Annotated in this window: 19 protein-coding genes, 1 tRNA gene and 1 other RNA gene; 15 read left to right on the top strand and 6 right to left on the bottom strand. The window is 70.0% G+C overall.

Annotation, left to right across the window (positions count from 1 at the left end; genetic code table 11):
• Nucleotides 1-2: 2 nt before the first annotated feature.
• The 6 genes from lolD to lpxK all read left to right on the top strand — a co-directional run bounded on the left by lolD (nt 3) and on the right by lpxK (nt 7,124).
• Entirely contained in the window at nt 3-695 is a 693-nt protein-coding gene (gene lolD, locus BM172_RS02305; protein ID WP_231504156.1) for a lipoprotein-releasing ABC transporter ATP-binding protein LolD, read from the top strand.
• 122 nt (nt 696-817) lie between these two features.
• The gene (locus BM172_RS02300) at nt 818-3,133 is read left to right on the top strand and encodes a DNA internalization-related competence protein ComEC/Rec2 (RefSeq protein ID WP_035322854.1); all 2,316 of its coding nucleotides are present in this window, start codon (nt 818-820) and stop codon (nt 3,131-3,133) included.
• Between the two features lie 140 nt (nt 3,134-3,273).
• Complete coding sequence (locus tag BM172_RS02295; RefSeq protein WP_026634474.1) at nt 3,274-3,909, top strand: MotA/TolQ/ExbB proton channel family protein; 636 nt, start codon at nt 3,274-3,276, stop codon at nt 3,907-3,909.
• A 6-nt stretch (nt 3,910-3,915) separates the two neighbouring features.
• On the top strand, nt 3,916-4,347 hold the full coding sequence (locus BM172_RS02290) for an ExbD/TolR family protein (RefSeq protein WP_026634473.1): 432 nt from the start codon (nt 3,916-3,918) through the stop codon (nt 4,345-4,347).
• 10 nt (nt 4,348-4,357) lie between these two features.
• Nucleotides 4,358-6,130 carry a lipid A export permease/ATP-binding protein MsbA gene (msbA, locus tag BM172_RS02285; protein ID WP_035322851.1) on the top strand — a complete coding sequence of 591 codons (1,773 nt, stop codon included), beginning with the start codon at nt 4,358-4,360 and terminating at the stop codon, nt 6,128-6,130.
• A 7-nt stretch (nt 6,131-6,137) separates the two neighbouring features.
• Entirely contained in the window at nt 6,138-7,124 is a 987-nt protein-coding gene (gene lpxK, locus BM172_RS02280) for a tetraacyldisaccharide 4'-kinase (RefSeq protein WP_026634471.1), read from the top strand.
• A 272-nt stretch (nt 7,125-7,396) separates the two neighbouring features.
• On the opposite strand, the gene BM172_RS22850 is transcribed toward lpxK, so the two are convergent.
• Nucleotides 7,397-7,897: an outer membrane lipoprotein gene (locus BM172_RS22850; protein ID WP_051548470.1), complete on the bottom strand. Its 501-nt coding sequence runs from the start codon at nt 7,895-7,897 to the stop codon at nt 7,397-7,399.
• Nucleotides 7,898-8,024: 127 nt separating this feature from the next.
• On the opposite strand from BM172_RS22850, the gene BM172_RS02270 reads away from it, so the two are divergent.
• Nucleotides 8,025-8,423, top strand: coding sequence for a DUF6165 family protein (locus BM172_RS02270; protein WP_026634470.1), 399 nt, complete (start codon nt 8,025-8,027; stop codon nt 8,421-8,423).
• Nucleotides 8,424-8,533: 110 nt separating this feature from the next.
• Here the strand turns inward: BM172_RS02270 and BM172_RS02265 are convergent, their stop codons facing one another.
• Entirely contained in the window at nt 8,534-9,568 is a 1,035-nt protein-coding gene (locus tag BM172_RS02265; protein WP_026634469.1) for a glycosyltransferase family 9 protein, read from the bottom strand.
• A 71-nt stretch (nt 9,569-9,639) separates the two neighbouring features.
• On the opposite strand from BM172_RS02265, the gene BM172_RS02260 reads away from it, so the two are divergent.
• The 8 genes from BM172_RS02260 (at nt 9,640) to BM172_RS02225 (ending at nt 14,724) form a co-directional block, all read left to right on the top strand.
• The gene (locus BM172_RS02260; protein ID WP_026634468.1) at nt 9,640-10,386 is read left to right on the top strand and encodes a 3-deoxy-D-manno-octulosonic acid kinase; all 747 of its coding nucleotides are present in this window, start codon (nt 9,640-9,642) and stop codon (nt 10,384-10,386) included.
• A gap of 31 nt (nt 10,387-10,417) precedes the next feature.
• A complete protein-coding gene (locus BM172_RS02255; RefSeq protein ID WP_026634467.1) occupies nt 10,418-11,176 on the top strand; it encodes an MBL fold metallo-hydrolase in 759 nt (252 codons plus the stop codon).
• 85 nt (nt 11,177-11,261) lie between these two features.
• Nucleotides 11,262-11,354, top strand: a tRNA-Ser gene (locus BM172_RS02250).
• Between the two features lie 70 nt (nt 11,355-11,424).
• Nucleotides 11,425-11,521: signal recognition particle sRNA small type (ffs, locus tag BM172_RS02245), an RNA gene on the top strand.
• 192 nt (nt 11,522-11,713) lie between these two features.
• Complete coding sequence (gene dnaX / locus BM172_RS02240; RefSeq protein ID WP_026634466.1) at nt 11,714-13,405, top strand: DNA polymerase III subunit gamma/tau; 1,692 nt, start codon at nt 11,714-11,716, stop codon at nt 13,403-13,405.
• A 27-nt stretch (nt 13,406-13,432) separates the two neighbouring features.
• A complete protein-coding gene (locus BM172_RS02235; RefSeq protein WP_026634465.1) occupies nt 13,433-13,756 on the top strand; it encodes a YbaB/EbfC family nucleoid-associated protein in 324 nt (107 codons plus the stop codon).
• A 4-nt stretch (nt 13,757-13,760) separates the two neighbouring features.
• Nucleotides 13,761-14,354, top strand: a complete 594-nt coding sequence (recR, locus tag BM172_RS02230; protein ID WP_026634464.1) for a recombination mediator RecR — start codon at nt 13,761-13,763, stop codon at nt 14,352-14,354.
• A gap of 25 nt (nt 14,355-14,379) precedes the next feature.
• Nucleotides 14,380-14,724 (top strand): histidine triad nucleotide-binding protein, encoded by a 345-nt coding sequence (locus BM172_RS02225; RefSeq protein ID WP_026634463.1) that lies wholly within the window; start codon nt 14,380-14,382, stop codon nt 14,722-14,724.
• Between the two features lie 154 nt (nt 14,725-14,878).
• Here BM172_RS02225 and BM172_RS02220 read toward each other — a convergent pair whose 3' ends face one another.
• Genes BM172_RS02220 through BM172_RS02205 form a run of 4 tightly spaced genes read right to left on the bottom strand, consistent with a single transcriptional unit; the run spans nt 14,879 to nt 19,406 of the window.
• A complete protein-coding gene (locus BM172_RS02220; RefSeq protein WP_026634462.1) occupies nt 14,879-15,460 on the bottom strand; it encodes a Slp family lipoprotein in 582 nt (193 codons plus the stop codon).
• Nucleotides 15,461-15,520: 60 nt separating this feature from the next.
• Complete coding sequence (locus BM172_RS02215; RefSeq protein ID WP_331279768.1) at nt 15,521-17,500, bottom strand: transglutaminase TgpA family protein; 1,980 nt, start codon at nt 17,498-17,500, stop codon at nt 15,521-15,523.
• Nucleotides 17,497-18,459 (bottom strand): DUF58 domain-containing protein, encoded by a 963-nt coding sequence (locus BM172_RS02210; protein ID WP_428844751.1) that lies wholly within the window; start codon nt 18,457-18,459, stop codon nt 17,497-17,499. Before BM172_RS02210 ends, BM172_RS02215 begins: the two co-directional genes overlap by 4 nt.
• A gap of 5 nt (nt 18,460-18,464) precedes the next feature.
• A complete protein-coding gene (locus tag BM172_RS02205; RefSeq protein ID WP_026634459.1) occupies nt 18,465-19,406 on the bottom strand; it encodes an AAA family ATPase in 942 nt (313 codons plus the stop codon).
• Nucleotides 19,407-19,416: the final 10 nt, after the last annotated feature.

The raw sequence follows: 19,416 nt of genomic DNA, 5'->3' as shown, positions 1-19,416 counted from the left end.
CCATGACTGACAACATCGTGCTGCGCGCCAGCCACATCGCCAAGACCTACGAGGAAGGCGGCCTGCACACCGACGTGCTCAGCGACGTGAGCTTCGCGCTGAAGCGCGGCGAGACGCTGGCCATCGTCGGCGCCTCCGGCTCCGGCAAGAGCACGCTGCTGCACATCCTGGGCGGGCTGGACACGCTGACCAAGGGCGAGGTGGAAGTGGAAGGGCAGCTGCTGTCCGCGCTGTCCGACGCCGAGCGCGGGCGTGTGCGCAACCGCTCGCTGGGTTTCATCTACCAGTTCCACCACCTGCTGCCCGAGTTCACCGCGCTGGAGAACGTGTGCATGCCGCTGCTGATCCGCGGCACGCCGATTCCGCAGGCGCAGAAGCAGGCCTCCGACCTGCTCGGCCGCGTGGGCCTGGGCCAGCGCCTGGCGCACAAGCCGGCGGAGCTGTCCGGCGGCGAACGCCAGCGCTGCGCGGTGGCGCGCGCGCTGGTGACGCGGCCGGCCTGCGTGCTGGGCGACGAGCCCACCGGCAATCTCGACGAAGGCAATGCGGATCACGTGTACGAGCTGATGCTGGAGCTCAATCGCGAGATCGGCACCAGCTTCGTGCTGGTCACCCACGACACCCGCCTGGCCGCGCGCATGGATCGCACGCTGGAGCTGCATAACGGCGTGCTGCGGGAACGTCCCGCGCATTGATCGGGGCTGTCTGATCCGGGCATCGGCCGACGCGCTGCATCGGTCGATGCCTACATCGTTTTCGGATTCGCTTCGTACTTCGCCCGGTTAACTTGAGCCATCCCCACGGATGGACGGCGACGGTGCGCGAACAAGCAGCGATCTGGCTGGCGCCCGCGTTTCTTGCCGGCGTACTGGCGGTGCAATGGATGCCGGTACTGCCGACGCAGGGATGGCTGCTGCCGGTGCTCGTCCTGTCGGCATGGCTTGCGTGGTCGTCGGCGCAAGCGCGCGGCGTGGCCTTCCTGCTGCTTGGCGCGGCCTGGGCCGCCTGGTGCGGCGTGCGGGCGATGGAATCGCGCCTGCCGCGCGAACTGGAAGGACGCGATCTGAGCGTGACGGGCACGGTGAGCGGCCTGCCGCAGGTGCGCGCCGAAGCGACGCGCTTCGTGCTCACCGTCGAGCGGGCCGCCGTGGGCGATGAACCCGTCGCGCTGGACGGCCGCCTGCGCCTGGCCTGGTACGCCGCCGGCGGCAAGGCCGTTCCCGCGATCGTTCCGTGCGCACGCTGGCATCTGACGCTGCGCCTCAAGCGGCCGCGCGGCCTGGTCAATCCCGGCGGCGGCGATGGCGAGCGCAGCGCGCTGGAGCGGGGCATCGTCGCCACGGGTTATGTGCGTGACGATGCGTCCAATCGCAGCACGGGCGTACGGATGTTCTGCGTCGACGGCTGGCGCGCGGCGATCGCCGACGGTATCGAGCGCCGCGTCGCCGATGTGCGTTCGGCCGCCTTGCTGCGCGCCTTCGCGATAGGCGATACGCGTGGCCTGACCCAGCGCGACTGGGAGCTGGCGCGCGCCAATGGCGCCTCGCATCTCATCGCCATCTCCGGCTTCCATGTCGGCGTGGCGGCGGTGGCGGGCGTCTGGCTGGCGCGGCTGGCGTATGCGTGCTGGCCCGGGTTCGGCCTGCGCGTGCCGCGGCGGCAGGTCCAGGCCCTGGCGGCGCTGCTGTGCGCCGCGCTGTACAGCGCGCTGGCCGGTTTCGGCCTGCCCACCGTGCGCACGCTGCTGATGATCGCGGTGGTCGCGCTCGCGCGCTGTTCGCGGCGCCATGTGTCGTCCGCACAGGCCTTGGCGCTGGCCTTGCTGGCCATGCTCGCCGCCGACCCGCTGGCCGTGCTGAGCGCCGGTTTCTGGCTGTCCTTCGCGGGCGTGGCCTTCCTGATCTACAGCCTGTCGCCACGCGCGCAGGGCTGGCGCGGCGCACTGCGCGAACTGACGCTGGCGCAGGCGGTGATGGCGGTGGCGCTGTTGCCGTTGAGCCTGTGGTTCTTCGGCGGGGCTTGCCTGGTCGGCGCCCTGTCCAACCTGCTCGCGGTACCCCTGGTGAGCTTCCTGGTGGTGCCGCTGACCCTGTTCGGCACGGCGCTGCTGCTGATGGCGCCACCGCTGGCCGGGCCGGTGCTGGTCGCGGCCGGCTGGTTGTGCGCGGGACTGTGGTGGCTGTTCGAACGGATGGCCGGGTGGCCCGGCGCGCAGGTCTACGTGCCGGCGGCAAGGCCGTGGGCACTGGGCCTGGCCCTGCTCGGCGCCGGCTGGATGCTGCTTCCGCGTGGCACGCCGATGCGCTGGCTGGGCGCGCTGCTGTTCCTGCCCCTGGCCTGGCCACCGGTGCAACGCCCGCAACCCGGCGCGTTCCGGCTGTGGATGCTGGACGTCGGGCAAGGCCTGGCGGTGGTGCTGCGCACACGCGAGCACGCTCTGGTGTTCGATGCCGGCGCGCGCTTTCCTTCCGATTTCGACCTCGGCGAGGCGGCGGTGCTGCCGTCGCTGCGCGCGCTGGGCATCGCGCGACTGGACCTGCTGGTGGTGAGCCACGCCGACAACGACCACGCCGGCGGCGCGCCCGCCGTCGCGCAAGCTCATCCGGCGGCGGCGCGGCTGGGCGGCGAACCGGAGCGCATGCCGATCGCCACGGTCCCCTGCGCGGCGGGGCAGTCCTGGAACTGGGACGGCGTGCGCTTCCGCATGCTCGGCCCGGCGGCGCGCGCAGCGGCGGCGCGCGGCAACGACCGTTCCTGTGTGTTGCTGGCGGAAGGCACGGGCGGACGCGTGCTGCTGACCGGCGACATCGGCCTGCCGGCGGAGCGTGGCCTGCCCGCCGCCGTGGGCACCGGGCCTCCGCTGGTGCTGCAGGTGCCGCACCACGGCAGCCGCACCTCGTCAGGCCCCGACCTGGTCCGCGGGCTCGCGCCGGTCCTCGCCCTGGTCTCGTCCGGCTGGCGCAACCGCTTCGGTCATCCGCATCCGCTGGTGGCACAGCGCTATGCGGCATTCCGGGTGCCGATGCTGAACACGGCGGAGCAGGGCGCGATCGAGGTGGATTTTCCGGCCGATGCGCCGCCGCACATGGTCCGTGCATGGCGCCGGCACCGGTTCCGCTACTGGCGTGAATAGGTCCGCCGCGGCGCCGTTCTCGCGCCATGTGCGACGCGTCGCGTAATTACCACGGGCGCCGCGGAACCGCGGAAAGGGACTGCTATGATGCGCGCCTGCAATTCGATCGCATGGGTGGGTTAATCGTGCTGGATATCCTGATGGCTGGCGGTTGGGCAATGCTGCCCATCCTGATCTGTTCGGCGATCGCGCTGGCGATCGTGCTGGAGCGCTGCTGGACCCTGCGCCGCAAGTCGGTCCTGCCGCCCGGCCTGGGCGACGAAGTGCGCAACTGGGCGCGCTCGGGCCAGCTCGATCCGGGTCATCTGGCCACCCTGGCCAACGGCTCGCCGCTGGGCGAACTGCTGGCCGCCGCGCTGGCCGTGCGCAACCGTCCGCGCGAGCTGATCAAGGAGCGCATCGAGGACACCGGTCGCCACGTGGTGCACAACATGGAGCGCTACCTCAACACGCTCGGCACCATCGCGCTGATCGGCCCGCTGCTCGGCCTGCTGGGCACCGTGGTCGGCCTGATCCGCATGTTCCTGGACGTGATGAAGGGCGGCGTGGGCGATCCGCTGAAAATGGCCGGCGGCATCGGCGAGGCACTGATCTGCACCGCCACCGGCCTGGTGGTGGCGATTCCCGCCTACGTGCTGCACCGCTATTTCCGTTCCAGGGTCGCCGGCTACTGCGTGGAAATGGAAAAGCAGGCCACCGCGCTGCTGGACGAGCTGACCGTCGCCGCACCGGCGCCGTCGCGTCCGCGCCGCGCCGCCGAGTCGACCGCGGGCTGATCCGGCATGCGTATCGGCAACGACCGCCGGCAGGACGACTTCGAGATCAACGTGATCTCCCTGATCGACGTCCTGCTCACCCTGCTGATGTTCTTCGTGCTCACCACCACCTTCGTCCAGCACACGCGGATGCAGGTGACCCTGCCCAAGGCAAGCGCCGATGAGCGCGATATGCAGGCCCCCGCGCTGACCATCGTGGTCGATCGCGACGGCCACTACTACGTCGGCACCGACGAGGTGCTGGGGCAGGGCATCGAGCCGCTGAAGCAGGCCATCGCCAACATCGCCGGCGACGACCGCGAGCGCCAGGTGACCATCCGCGCCGACGCCATGACCCCGCACCAGAACGTGGTCACCGCGATGGATGCACTGGGCCAGCTCGGTTTCACCAAGCTCTCCATCGCCACCACGCCGACCCAGGCGGGCCCAGGTAAGTGAGCGTAGGCAAGTGAGCGCCAAGAAAGCCTCCGTATGGGACGCCGCGACCTGGCGGACCTACAAGCGCCTGCTCGGCTATACCCGCCGCTACTGGGTGGTGGGCATGGTCTCGATCCTCGGCATGGCGCTGGAGAGCGGCTGCCTGGCGGCGTTCACCAAGCTGCTGCGGCCGATGATCGACGAGCTGTTCGCGCACAAGGACGCCTACCTGATCTTCTGGATGCCGATCTGGATCATCGGGCTGTTCGTGCTGCGCGGCATCGCCATCGTGCTCAACGACTACGGCATCGCCTATATCGGGCGCAACGTGGTGCAGAACATCCGCCGCGACGTATTCGACGCCTACTTGCGCCTGCCCGCGGCGTTCTTCGGCAGCGAGCATTCCGGCCAGCAGGTGTCGCGCATCACCTACACCAGCGAACAGGTCGCGCAGGCCTCCACCGACGCGCTGAAGGTGGCGGTCACCGAGGGCCTGATGATCGTGGGCATGATGTACGTGATGCTCTCGACCAGCGCCTACCTCACCATGGCCTTGCTGATCATGGTGCCGGCAGTGGTGCTGATCGTCACCGTGGTCAGCCGGCGCTACCGCACCATCAGCAAGCGCATCCAGGGCACCATGGGTTCGGTGACCGGCGCGGTCGAGGAATCGGTCGGTGCCAATCGCGAGGTGCGCATCTATGGCGGCCAGAAGCGCGAGGCGGAACGCTTCGAGCAGGTCACCGAGCATTCCAAGCGGCTGAACCTGAAAGTGTCGGTGACCAGCGCGTTCTCCAGCGCCACCATCCAGACCGCGGCCGCGTTCGCGCTGGCCCTGCTGGTGTACCTGGGCACGCGGCCGGACGTGATCGACAGCATCTCGCCCGGCGTGTTCATCACCGTGCTCACCTCGATGGGCGGCATGCTGCCTTCGCTCAAGCGCCTCACCGGCGTGCAGGCCAGCGTGCAGCGCGGCGTGGCCGCCTGCGAGGACCTGTTCGGCATCATCGACATGCCGCCGGAAGTCGACACCGGTACCCGCGTGCTCGAGCGCACCCGCGGCGACATCGTGTTCGAGGACGTGCGCCTGACCTATCCGCGCAACGATTTCGAGGCGCTGCGCGGGGTCGATCTGTATTGCCGCCCGGGCACGGTCACCGCCCTGGTGGGCCGCTCCGGCAGCGGCAAGAGCAGCCTGGTCAGCCTGCTGCCGCGCTTCTACGAACCCACCGCGGGCGCCATCGCGCTGGACGGCCTCGACTACGCCGGCTACACCCTGGCCTCGCTGCGCAGGCAGATCGCCTGGGTGGGGCAGAGCGTGGTGCTGTTCGACGGCACGGTGGCGGAAAACATCGCCTATGGCGAGCTGGAAGGCGCCAGCGAGAAGGACATCGTCGCGGCGGCCGAAGCGGCCAATGCGATGGAATTCATCCAGCGCCTGCCCAAGGGCATCCACAGCCAGATCGGCCAGGGCGGCAACATGCTGTCCGGCGGCCAGCGCCAGCGCATCGCGATCGCGCGCGCCATCCTCAAGAACGCGCCGATCCTGGTGCTGGACGAAGCGACCAGCGCGCTGGATACCGAATCCGAGCGCCTGATCCAGCAGGCGCTGCAGCGCCTGATGCGCGACCGCACCACCCTGGTGATCGCGCATCGCCTGTCCACCATCGAGCATGCCGACCAGATCGCGGTGATGGACCAGGGCCGCATCGTCGAGCGCGGCACGCACGCGGAACTGCTCGCCGAGGGCGGCCACTACGCCGCGCTGCACCGCATGCAGTTCCACGACGCGGCGAGCGACTGAAGCCGCCATGGCGCTGGCCGACACGCTGGCGGAGGCCTGGTACGGCAAGCGCGCGGCGCCCTGGTGGACCGCGCCGCTGGCGGCGCTGTACGGCGGGGTGACGCGGCTACGCCGCCGCCAGTACCGCATGGGTTGGTTGTCCAGCGTGCGCCTGCCGGTGCCCGTGGTGGTGGTCGGCAACGTCAGCGTGGGCGGCACCGGCAAGACGCCGCTGACCATCGCTCTGGTCGAGGCCCTGCGCGCGCGCGGCTTCCGGCCCGGCGTCGTGAGTCGCGGCTATGGCGGCACGGAAACGAGCCCCGCGCTGCTCGGCGAGCGCCCCGATCCCGCGCGTTTCGGCGACGAGCCCTGCCTGATCCATGCCGCCGGCACGCCGGTGGCGGTAGGGCGCGACCGTCCTGCGGCCGCGCGCCTGCTGATCGAGGCCGGCTGCGATGTGATCCTGGCCGACGATGGCCTGCAGCACTACCGCCTGCGCCGCGACGTGGAGATCTGCGTGATCGACGGCGCACGGCGTTTCGGCAACGGCCGGCTGCTCCCGGCTGGCCCATTGCGCGAGCCGCTGGCGCGCCTTGACGAAGTGGATTTCCGTGTCTGCAACGGCGGCGATGCAACAGCGGATGAAGTGCCGATGCGTCTCGAGGGCGGCATGGCGCGCGCACTGCACGGCGCCACCGTGCAGACGCTCGACGCGTTTCGCGGCCAGCCCGTGCACGCGCTGGCCGGCATCGGCCACCCGGAGCGCTTCTTCGACGACCTGCGCGCGCGCGGCATCGAAGTGCTGGCGCATCCATTTCCCGATCACCATGCCTATGCGCCCGGCGAACTGGATTTCGGCGACAGCCTGCCGGTGCTGATGACCGAGAAGGACGCCGTGAAATGCGCCGCCTTCGCGCCGCCACAGGCCTGGGCCGTGCCGGTGCGCGCGGTATTGCCGGAGGCTTTCTTCGACGCCGTGGCCGCGAAGCTGGTGCAGGCACGCCGCGCGTCCTGAGTGACGCGAACGAAACGACGGTTGCTGCGTCCTCGCACCCAGCGTCATCCCGGCGCAGGCCGGGATCCAGTAGCGTCATTGATCGGTTTTTGCGAAAAGGCTCAACAGCAACACCCTTTGAGTTCCACGCCAGAATCGCGGCCGTGTCGCTACTGAATCCCGGCCTGCGCCAGGATGACGGCCGGTGCGCAGGCGGGCCTTCGACACCATGGACACAAAAAAGCGCGGCCGGTGTCGCCACCGGCCGCGCCATTCAAACCATGCTTTCAGGCTTACTGAATGCGCACGACGTTACCGTCCGGATCCACCTGCACGATATCGCCCTCGCGGATCGCGCTGGCATCCGGCACGGTGACGTTGCTGTAGCTGCCGTCGCCCATGCGCAGGCGCAACAGGAAGCTTTCGTTGGTGCCGCCGCGGCCGATGCGGTTGCCGGCGAAGCCGCCGCCCACCGCGCCCAGCACGGTCGCCGCCTTGCGGCCGTTGCCCTTGCCGACCTGGTTGCCCAGCACGCCGCCGGCGACCGCGCCGATGATCGCGCCGGCGGTGCCGTGGTCGGCGCCCTGGGTCACGTTGCGCTCGATCGATTCCACCGTGCCGCACTGGGTGCAGCGCAGGAAGATGCCGTCGCGGCGGATCAGCACGTTGCCGTTGAGCGTGCCGCCGGCATCGACCGCCGGGCGGCGGGGGGCGGAGGACTGCGCGGTGGCGGCCATGGAGGCGAAGGCGAGCGCCGCTGCCAGGGGCAGGACGAGGAACTGCTTGGTGTTCATGGATTCTCCCGGTGTAGTGAGGCGTGCACAGTCTATTCGGATCAGCTGAACCATCGGCGCAATGTCTTTATCATGTGCGCCTGCCGGAGCCGCCCGTCCGCTCCACCCGTTTTCGAAGGGAGTTTCCATGAGCCTGATCCAAGTTCCGGTGTCCTACGGTGAGCTGATCGACAAGATCACCATCCTGGAGATCAAGTCCAAGCAGATGACCGACCCGGCCAAGCTGGCCAATGTGCGCAACGAGCTGGATCAGCTCAACGCTACCTGGGCCGCCCATCCGGCCGCCGCCACCGACATCGCCGACGAGCGCGCCCGCCTGCTGGGGGTGAACGAGACGCTGTGGGACATCGAGGACCGCATCCGCCTGAAGGAGAAGGCCCAGGCCTTCGACCAGGAGTTCATCGAGCTGGCGCGCGCGGTGTATTTCCGCAACGACGAGCGCGCGGCGGTGAAGCGCGAGATCAACCTCAAGCTGGGTTCGCAGCTGGTGGAAGAGAAGTCGTACCAGGACTACAAGGCTGTCTGAAACTGCATGGCATCGGCGTAGGTTGGGGTGAGCCGCAGGCGAACCCCAACGATGCGAGGCGCATGGTGCTGCCGATGTTGGGGTTCGCCTGCGGCTCACCCCAACCTACGTCATAGCGTCGCCGCAAAGGCCTCGAAGCGCTCGACCACATCGTCGACTCCGATCAGATCCATCACACCCTCGCGCTCGATCTTGCTGCCCCACGCAATCTCGCTGGCCGGCTTGCCGAGATACCTGCGCGCCGCCTCGTCGTACTTGTTCACGCACCAGCGGCGGTCGGAGTAGGGGCCCGAGCGGTCCGGATTGCTTGCCGCGTGCAGGCCCAGCACCTTGCAGCCCACCGCGTTGGCCATGTGCATCGGGCCGGAATCCGGCGTGAGCAGCAGCGAGGCGCGCGACAGCATCGCCAGCAGGCGCTTGAGCGTGTCCTTGCCGGTGAGGTCGGTGTGCGGCAGGCGGCAGGCCGCCAGCACCGCATCGGCCATGCTGCGCTCGCCCGGCGAAGGGCCGCCGACCAGCAGCACGCGCCAGCCACGCTGCGCGGCATGGTCCATCACCGCCGCATAGCGCTCCGGACGCCAGTTGCGCAGGCTGTGGCTTGAGGTAGGGCTGACCAGCAGCACCGGCGCACCCGGCGGCAGCTGTCCGGCGGCCCAGGCCTGCGCCTCATCGGGCAGCGGGATATCCCAGCGCACCTCGGTCTGCTTGAGGCCCAGCGGCTCGCAGAAGCTGCCGATCGCATCCAGCACGTGCTCGCCGGTGCGGGCGGGAATGCGCTCGCCGATCACCAGGCCATGCAAATCCTTGGAGCGCGCCTGGTCGTAGCCGATGCGCCGCCGTGCCTTGACGCCCAGGCTGAGCAGGTTGGAGCGCAGCGCCACCTGCATCTGCAGCAGCGCATCGAAGCGCCGCCCGCGCAGCGCATCGCGCACCGCGCGCATGCCGGCCCAGCCGGCGCCCTTGTCGAAGGTGACGAACTCGACGCCGGGCAGGTCGCCGACCAGCTTGCGTTCGAGCTTGCCGACGATCCAGGTCAGCTCGGCCTGCGGCCAGGCCGCGCGCAAGGTGTGCACCAGCGGCACCACGTGGGTGACGTCGCCGATGGCGGAGGTGCGCAGGAGGCAGATCGATGAGGGAGCGGGCATGAGGGCTTGGGGTCGGTAGTACGCGCTGGGCTAGAATCCAGTGGATCACTGGATGGGGTGCCGGGTCGGACATGATGGCGCAAGAGCAGGTCCGGACGAATGCGGGCGGGGCGATTCTGTTCGACTCCGCCGCTTCGTCACAAGTCGACGACGACTGGTTCATGCCCAGCCACTGGCGCGAACTGGGCGCCTTGCGCATGCAGACCGGCGGGCGCGGCGGCGTCGCGCTGGTCGGCACGCCGGCCGGCGAGGGCGTGCTGCGCCACTATCGCCGCGGCGGCATGGTGGCGCGCTTGATGGGCGACCGTTACCTGTGGACCGGCGCCGAGCGCACGCGCAGCTTCGCCGAATTCCGCCTGCTCGCCTCGATGGCGCGCGAAGGCCTGCCGGTGCCGGCGCCGATCGCCGCGCGTTATCGGCGGCAGGGGCCGTTCTATACCGCCGACCTGATCACCCGGCACGTCGCCTCGGCACGCACCCTGGCCGAATGCCTGGCCTGGGGCCGCCTGGACGCCGAACTGGCGCAGCGCACCGGCGAGCTGGTCGCGCGCTTCCACCGCGCCGGCGTGTGGCATGCCGATCTCAATGCGCACAACATCCTGGTGGCGGAGTCGCAGCTGTACCTGATCGATTTCGACCGCGGCGAACGCCGCCCGCCCGCCGAAGCCTGGCGCACCGCCAACCTGCAGCGCCTGCGCCGCTCGCTGGTGAAACTGGGCGCGATGGCCGAGAGCGAGGCGGTATTCGAGAAGACCTTGTGGCAACCGCTGGAACAGGGCTACACCGCGACCTTCGGCGTCGGCGGCGACGAGCCATGAGCAGGCAGCGCACACGTATGGGAGCGGCCGCATGACCTGGAGCCTGCATTTCCTCGGCGTCGGCGCCGCGCATGCGGTGGAGCTCGGCTCTTCGGCCGCGGTGCTGGAGCGCGACGGCAAGCCGCTGCTGCTGATCGACTGCGGGCCCGACACGCTGGACCGCTACGTCGCCGCCTACGGCGATGTGCCGCCCGCGCTGTTCATCACGCACACCCACATGGACCACGTCGGCGGCATGGAGCGGCTGTTCTTCCGGCTGTGGTTCGACGAGGCGCGGCGCGGGCGCACCAGGCTGTTCGTGCACGCGGCGCTGATGAGCTGGCTGCAGGCGCGGGTGGCGGATTATCCCGGCGTGCTGGCCGAAGGCGGGGTGAACTTCTGGGAGGCATTCCAACTGGTGCCCTGCCACCGCGGCTTCTGGCTGGACGGGCTGTGGTTCGACGTATTTCCCACCCGGCACCATCTGCCGCAGACCTCGTTCGGCCTGGCCCTGGGCGGCAGCTTCGCCTACACCGGCGACACCCGGCCGGTGCCGGAGATGCTGGCGCGCTACGCGGCCGGCACCGAGTTGATCGCGCACGATTGCGGCCTGGTGGGCAATCCCTCGCATACCGGCATCGACGATATCGAGCGCGAATATCCGCACCCGTTGCGCCAGCGCCTGCGCCTGTACCACTACGGCAGCGCGGACGACGGCGCGGCCCTGGCGGCTCGCGGCTACGTCATGGCCTCGACCGGCGAGCGGATCGCACTGCCGTCGCCCACGCCGCCGCGGCCGGATGCCGGCTGAGCCGGCTTGTTTGGGCTCCGGGCTGCCGCTATGATTCCCCCTCTTTGCCGGGCCCGATGGCCCGACAGGGCGATTTCACCATCGCGGAGAGGTGTCCGAGTGGTTGAAGGAGCACGCCTGGAAAGTGTGTATACGGCTTATACCCGTATCGCGGGTTCGAATCCCGCCCTCTCCGCCAGTGAAATCGCATGACGTTCCGCCCGGCGGAACGTCGCCAAGGGCTTGAAGCCCGACGTCTATGGTGACCCCGTCGGTCCCCCCGCGACGATAGTTCGTAAATTCCGCCAGGCCCGGAAGGGAGCAACGGTAGCGAACGATTCGGGTGCCGGGGTGTGGCTGGCGGGGTCGCCGCCTTTTCGGGCCTGCATTTTCAAGCCTCGCCACCGCGCGCTCGCGCCGCCGTTCGTACTGACTTGCCGCAGCCGACTTGGCACAATCGGGCGTCGCCCCAAGTTAGTATCCCGCCACTTCATTCCCGTCCTCGCCGCGTTGCCGGAACGGCATCGGCGGCTCCGGCGTCCAGCAGGCTTTCAACGCATGTCCTATCAGGTACTCGCGCGCAAATGGCGCCCCCGCAAGTTCGCCGAACTGGTCGGGCAGGAGCATGTGGTGCGCGCGCTCACCAATGCGCTCGACACCGGCCGCATGCACCATGCCTACCTGTTCACGGGCACGCGCGGCGTGGGCAAGACCACCATCGCGCGCATCTTCGCCAAGTCGCTCAACTGCGAGCGCGGCGAGTCGGCCGATCCCTGTGGCGAGTGCGCGGTCTGCACGGCGGTGGATGCCGGCCGCTTCGTCGACCTGCTGGAGATCGACGCGGCCAGCAACACCGGCGTGGACGACGTGCGCGAAGTGATCGAGAACGCGCAGTACGCGCCGGCGCGCGGCCGCTTCAAGGTGTACCTGGTCGACGAGGTGCACATGCTGTCCAAGCCGGCCTTCAATGCGCTGCTGAAGACGCTGGAAGAGCCGCCGCCGCACGTGAAATTCCTGCTCGCCACCACCGACCCGCAGAAGCTGCCGGTGACGGTGCTGTCGCGCTGCCTCAAGTTCAATCTCAAGCGCCTGCTGCCGGAGCAGATCTCCGGGCAGATGCGCCACATCCTGGGCGCCGAGAGCATCGCCTACGAGGACGGCGCCATCGTCGAGCTGGCGCGCGCCGCCGACGGCTCGCTGCGCGACGGCCTGTCGCTGCTGGACCAGGCGATCGCCTACGGCGGCGGCGCGCTCAAGGTCGACGACGTGCGCGCCATGCTGGGCAGCGTCGCGCGCGGCCAGGTGCTGGGCGTGCTCGATGCGCTGGCCGCCGGCGACGGCGACCAGCTGATGGCTGAGTGCGCGCGGATCGCCTCGTTCTCGCCGGACTTCGGCGGCGTGCTGGACGACCTGGCCGCCGTGCTGCATCGCCTGCAGCTGTTCCAGCTGGTGCCGGGCTATCGCCCCGAAGGCGACGGCGGCGACGAGGCAGCGCTCGCCGCGCTGGCCGAGCGGCTCGGCCCGGAAGACGTGCAGCTGTATTACCAGATCGCCATCGGTGGCCGCCGCGACCTCGCGCTGGCGCCCGATGCGCGCACCGGTTTCGAGATGGCGCTGCTGCGCATGCTGGCGTTCCGCCCGGCGGGCGAGGGCGAGCCGACGCGTGCCGAGCGCCCTGCTGCCGCGCCGCGCCCGGCGGCTGCGCCCGCGCCGGCACCGGCACGCAGCGCGCCGCCGATGCCGGCATCTGCTCCCGCTCCTGCGATGGAACGCCCGGCGCCGCGCCAGGCGGAAACGCTGCCGCCGCGCATGGAACCTGCCCCGGTGCCGGCGCCGCGCGCCGCGCCGGCGCTCGACTCGCGCGGCCTGCCGCACTGGGACAGCCTGATCGAACAGGCCAGCCTGCGCGGACCGATGGGCCAGCTGGCGCAGAACGCCGTGCTGCGCGAGCGCGAGGGTTCGACCCTGGTGCTGGCGTTGCAGCCGATGTACATGCACCTGGCGGTGGAACCGATGGTCGGGCAGATGGAAGAGCGCATCAGCCAGGCGCTGGGCGAGCGCATCCGCCTGCGTTTCGTGGACGACCGCTCCGGCGGCGGCGAGACGCCCGCCGCGCGCGCGGCCAATGCGCGTTCGGTCGCGCAGTCGGCCGCCGAGCAATCGATCGAGGAAGACCCGCTGGTGCAGTCGCTGCGTCGCGAATTCGGCGCGCGCGTGCTGCCGCAGTCGGTCAAGCCGTTTGAACCCTGAAAACCTCAAGCCTTCGGAGTACGCGTCATGAGAGGACAGATCGGCCAGCTGATGCAGCAGGCGCAGCGCATGCAGGAAGAAATGAAGCGCGCGCAGGAAGAGATCGCCAAGCTGGAAGTCACCGGCACGTCCGGCGGCGGCCTGGTCACGGTGGTGATGAGCGGCGCCCACGAAGTGCGCCGCGTGCAGATCGACCGCAAGCTGTTCGCGGACGATCCGGAGATGGCCGAGGACCTGGTCGCCGCGGCGATCAACGACGCGGTCAACAAGGTCGGCGAGGCCAGCAAGAACAAACTCGGCGGCGTGACCTCCGGCATGAACCTGCCGCCCGGCTTCAAGATGCCGTTCTAAGCGCGTGAGCAAGCTTCTCACCGACCTGATCGAAGCCCTGCGCTGCCTGCCCGGCGTGGGTGGCAAGAGCGCGCAGCGCATGGCCTTCCATCTGCTGGAGCGCGAACGCGAGCGCGGCCTGCGCCTGGCCCAAGTGCTGGAGCAGGCCATGCAGCGCATCGGCAACTGCACGCGCTGCCGCAATTTCAGCGAGGAACCGGTGTGCCCGATCTGCGCCAGCAGCAGCCGCGACCGGCAGGTGCTGTGCGTGGTGGAGTCGCCGACCGAGCTGGCGGCGATCGAGCAGGCCACCGGCTATCGCGGGCAGTACTTCGTGCTGCTGGGACGCCTGTCGCCGCTGGACGGACTGGGGCCGGAAGAGCTGGGCCTGGACCTGCTCACCGAGCGCCTGGCCGAGGGCGAGATCGAGGAAATGGTGATCGCCACTAATCCCACCGTGGAAGGCGAGGCCACCGCGCACTATCTCGCGCAGTTGGCGCGCGCGGCCAAGGTGAAGCCGACCCGGCTCGCGCATGGCGTGCCGCTGGGCGGCGAGCTGGAATACGTCGACCGCAGCACGCTGGCGCACGCCTTCGGCAGCCGCCAGCCGCTGGGTTGAGTCATAGACCGAAGGAAGCCGACGCATGGCCGACACCATTTTCGGAAAGATCATCCGCCGCGAGATTCCCGCCGACATCGTCTACGAGGACGACGACGTGCTGGCCTTCCGCGACCTCAACCCGCAGGCGCCGGTGCATGTGCTGTTCGTGCCCAAGCGCGCGATCGCCACGCTGGACGAAGCCGGGCCCGGGGATGCCGAGCTGCTGGGTAAGCTGCTGCTGGCCACGGCGGCGTATGCACGCGAGCAGGGTCTGGCGAAAGATGGTTATCGCACGGTGATCAATTGCAACGAGCACGGTGGCCAGACGGTGTTTCACCTGCATGTGCATCTGCTGGCCGGGCGTCGGATGCATTGGCCGCCGGGCTGAGCCTTGCCACGGCGTAGGTTGGGGTGAGCGCAGCGAACCCCAACGTGGCGGTGGCGCTGGGAGGTTCGTTGGGGTTCGCTGTGCTCACCCCAACCTACGTCAGGACAAAAAAACGCCGGCCTCAGGCCGGCGTTTTTTTGTCCGTGCAAGCGGCTTACTTATGCACCGGCCGCGGCACCACGATCACCCGCGGCTGGTACCAGAACGGGTCGCCCCACGGACCCCAGCCCGGGCCCCAGTACGGACCGAAGCCCGGACCCCAGAACGGGTCGTAGTAGCCCGGCGGGTAGCGCACGGCGACGCGCTTGGGCCACAGGTAGACCACGTCGGCCTCGACCCGCGGATAGGCGTAGTCGTATTCGCCGACCTTCTGCGACACGGTGCCGTGCAGGGTGCCGGTGACGGTCAGCTCGCGGCCGCGCGCGAACACTTCCGGATCGTAGAAGCCGGCGCGGCAGGCCACGAAGCGGCCCTGGCTGTCGTTGTCGGTGGCCATCTTCGGGCGCGCCTCGCTGTCCAGCGGGCGCGACAGCAGGAAGAAGCAGGTTTCCTGCGGACCGGGTTCGGTCTTGATGATCTCGCCGCCCCAGCGGACCTTGCTGCCGCCGGCGCCGCCTTGCTGCGCCTGGGCCGTGCTGATCTCGGTATAGGTGCCCTGCAACGGCTGGGGAACCGTGGCGCAGGCCGCCAGGGTGGCCGTCACGGCCGCGATGGCGAGGTGTTTGCGAATGGACATGACCGCTTTCTCCATGATCGGGCGGATATTCCTTTATCCGAAGAGTTCAATTCGTTCGGTTCATTTGACCACGTGTCGAGGTCTGAAATCCCGCACCGCCCGGCGGAACCGTCGCAGGGGTTCAGGCGGCGGGGTCTGGTGGGCGTAGCGCAGGTCCAGGTAGCTCCTCATCAGTTGGTCCAGCTGCTCGCGCTGCCCGGGCAGGGCCCTGGCCGCGCGCTGCAGGTAATGCTGCGGGCCCTCGCTGCTCCTGCGCGCCACGCCGGCCTTGGCCAGCCTGCGTTCCAGCGTGCGCAGCGCGGCCCGCAGGGGGTCTTCGTCGCGTCGCCGCCACAGGGCCCAGATCAGGCCGATGACCGCGAACGCCACGCTGCTGGCCGCCAGCAGCACGCTCAGGGTGGTCGTATCCGTGTTGCGGACGCCGAATGGCGTGAGGAGCCCGCGTTGCCTGAGTGCATCGAAGCCGATAACGCCTTCGTTCCACCAACGGTTGACCACGTCCCAGCGGTTGCGCATCTCGCGCAGCCAGGCGATGCCCTGCCATTCGGACTGGCCGGCCGCCGCGGCCGCCGCGGCGCCCAGGCTGACCCGTTCCGGGCGCACCGCGGCGGTGGGATCGACGCGGATCCAGCCGCGCCCGTCCAGCCATACCTCGCTCCAGGCGTGGGCATCGGACTGGCGCACCAGCAGGTACTGGCCGAGCTTGTTCCAGTAGCCGCCCTGGTAGCCGGTGACCACGCGGGCCGGCACGCCGGCGGCGCGCATCAGCACGGTGAAGGCCGAGGCGTAGTGTTCGCAGAAGCCTTCGTGGGTGGAGAACAGGAAATCGTCCACCGCGTCGCGGCCCAGCGGCGCGGGGGCCAGCGTGTAGCTGAAGCCGCCTTCGTGGAACAGCGCCAGCGCCGCCTTGACGATGAGGTCGTCGCGCCCGGCGAAGGTGCGCCGCCATTGCCCGGCCAGTTCCAGCGTGCGCGGATTGAACTCGGCCGGCAATTGCAGGGCGCGCCGGCGCGAACTTTCGTCGAGCTCCGGCTGCAGGCGGTAGCTCAGGGCCGAACGCAGCTCGTAGGTCAGCGGATCCTGCACGGGCTTGGTGCTGGTGATCGCGCGATCGGTGCCGAGGATCGCGTTGCCCGGTGCCGACAGCGGCACGTCGAGCGCCGGCAGGATGCGCTGGTTGGTCGGCTCCAGCGAGATCCGGTAGCCGATGCTGTCCCGGTATTCCACCGGCACCGGCTGGCGTCCGGTCGGCAGCGTGCTCCAGCGGCGGCCGTCGTAATGCCACATCACGTAGGCGCGGAAATAGCGCTGCGCCGGCGCCGGCGGTTCGCTGTCGAAGCTGGCGCGCAGGGCAGGGTGGTTGTCGGTGAGCAGGTCGACGAAATCGCCCGGGGACATTCCCTCGCTCAGTCCAGTGCGCGCCTGTCCCGACGGCGGTGCGCCCCACAGCGGCGAATCGAGCCGCGGCACCAGCACGAAGGCCAGCAGCGACAGCGGCAAGGCGGCAAGCAGCAGGCCGAACGCCGGCAGCAGTTCGCGCCGCAGGCTGGTGGGCAGCCGCGCCGGCTGCAGCGCGCGCATGCTGGCGACCGCCGGGAGCAGGCCGAGGCTCACCACGAAGGTGGCGACCATGCCCTGGTCCGAGAGCAGCGCGGCCATCAGGGTGAAGCAGGCGAACGCCACCGCGACCTTGGCATCGCGCGGCGTCTCGGTTTCCAGCAGCTTCAGCACCAGCAGGCCCACCGCCAGCGCGGAGCCGGGCTCGCGGCCGAAAATGTTGCCGTAGTGGAAGATCACCGTGGCGGCCAGCAGCACCACCAGCGGCAGCTTCAGATAGACCGGCGCGCGCCCCGGCTTGCGCCGGCGCTGCCACCAGCGCAGCGCGAGCACGACAGCCAGCGGCGCGTCCAGCCACGGCGGCAGCTGCATGGCGTGCAGCACCAGCACCACCGCGGCGGTGAGGCAGAGCAGGTCGAACGGGCGCGCCTCCAGCGGCGCCTCTTCGCGCTTGCGCCGCAGGCGGCTCACGATCGAGCTCACGGCAGTTTCGCCAGCGCGTTCATGCAGCGCGCGTAATGCGCGGGACCGGCGCCATGGGCGATCTCCTCGCCCGGCAGCCACAGGCTCGACGGCACGCCGCGGGCCTCGGCCTCGCCCAGCCAGCGGGCCAGGCGGGCGATGCGCGATTCGCTGTCCAGATGACGCAGGTCGCGCCAGTCCAGGCGCCATTCCAGGCGCGGGCGCGGCTGCTCGAAATCCTTCACCAGCAGGCCTTCATGCCGCGCGCTGGCCTTCCACGCGATGCGCCGCTGCGGATCGCCCGCGCGGTAATCGCGCAGCGCCGCCAGGTCGTCGCCGTGATGCAGGCGCTGGTGGATCGGATCGTCGGTGGGCGAGCGCGGCGGCGGCCCGGCGGCTTCCGGCCGTGGCCACACCAGCACCGACATCTCCGGATACAGCCAGCTCCAGGCGCGGAACAGCCCGAGCGGCCAGCTGGTCCACAGCTGGATGCGCGGCAGCGGCTGCCAGCCGCGGTGCTCGGTCGGCAGCGGCACTTCCACCGCCAGCGTTTCGTGCACGGGGATGGCGAAGGCATGGGTCTGGCCGTCCAGCTCGACGCGGATCGCCTGCCGCAGGCGCACGCCCGCTTCCACGTGCAGCTGCAGCGCGAGCGGTTCGCCGGCGATCGCATGGCCGGCCTGGATCGCGCTCAGGCGCAGTCCGTCCAGCGTGCGGAACGCCACCAGCATGCTCGACACACAAGCTGCCGCCAGCAGGCAGGTGAGCAGCAGCGCCGCGTTGTTGGCGTAGTTGAGCGCGCCGGCCAGCATGATCAGCAGCAGCACGCCGAACGCCGCGCCGAAGCCGCTGGGCACGATGTAAATGCGGCGCCGGTGCAGTTCGATCGGCAGGCTTTCCAGTCGCCGGTAGCGGGTGAGCGCGGGCAGGCGCCGCTCGGCCCATTGCTGCACGCGACGGTAGGTCTCGGCCACGGCCATGGCCATCAATCCACCGCCACCTCGGCGAGCAGCTGGCGCGCGAGCGCGTCCCCGTTGGCGCCGCGCGCCGGCACCAGGCGATGCCCGGCCAGCGGCACGAACAGCGCCTGGATATCTTCCGGCAGCACATGCCCGCGGCCGGACAGCATGGCCCAGGTGCGCGCGGCATTGAGCAGGGCCAGGCCGGCGCGCGGCGACAGGCCGACGCGGATGTCCGCATGGCGGCGGCTGCCGGCGAGCAGGGCCTGCAGGTAATCGAGCAGGGCCGGGCTGGCGGTGATCGCCTGCGCCTGCCGATGCAGCATCGACAACGCGGGGCCGTCCAGCTGCGGGCTCATCTGCGCGAGCAGGTCGCGGCGGTCGCTGCCGGTGAGCAGGGCGCGTTCCGCGGCGGCGTCCGGATAGTCCAGCGAAACGCGCAGCATGAAGCGGTCCAGCTGCGAATCCGGCAGCGGGAAGGTGCCGGCCAGGTCCAGCGGATTCTGCGTGGCGACCACGAAGAACGGCTGCGGCAGCGCATGCGTCTGCCCGTCCACGGTGACCTGGCCCTCGGCCATCGCCTCCAGCAGCGCGCTCTGCGTCTTCGGCGTGGCGCGGTTGATCTCGTCCGCCAGCAGCAGGCCGGTGAAGATCGGGCCGGGATGGAAGCGGAACTGCCCGGTCTCGCGCTCGTAGACGCTCACCCCGATAATGTCCGACGGCAACAGGTCGCTGGTGAACTGCACGCGCTGGAACTCCAGCGCAAAGCTCGCGGCGAGCGCATGCGCCAGCGTGGTCTTGCCCACGCCGGGCACGTCCTCCAGCAGCAGGTGCCCGCCGGCGATCAGGCAGGTGAAGGCGAGTTTCACCTGGCGCGGCTTGCCCAGCAGGACCTGGTTGACCTGCGCCATGGCGGCGTCGAGGCGGGAGTGCAGGGCGTCATCGTGGAGCGGAGTGATCGCGGACATGGGCTCGCGT

This window comes from Dyella marensis, from assembly GCF_900112865.1.
Lineage (GTDB): Bacteria > Pseudomonadota > Gammaproteobacteria > Xanthomonadales > Rhodanobacteraceae > Dyella_D > Dyella_D marensis_A.
The sequence above is the reverse complement of the archived record's forward strand: the minus strand, read 5'-3'. Positions and strand labels throughout refer to the sequence as shown.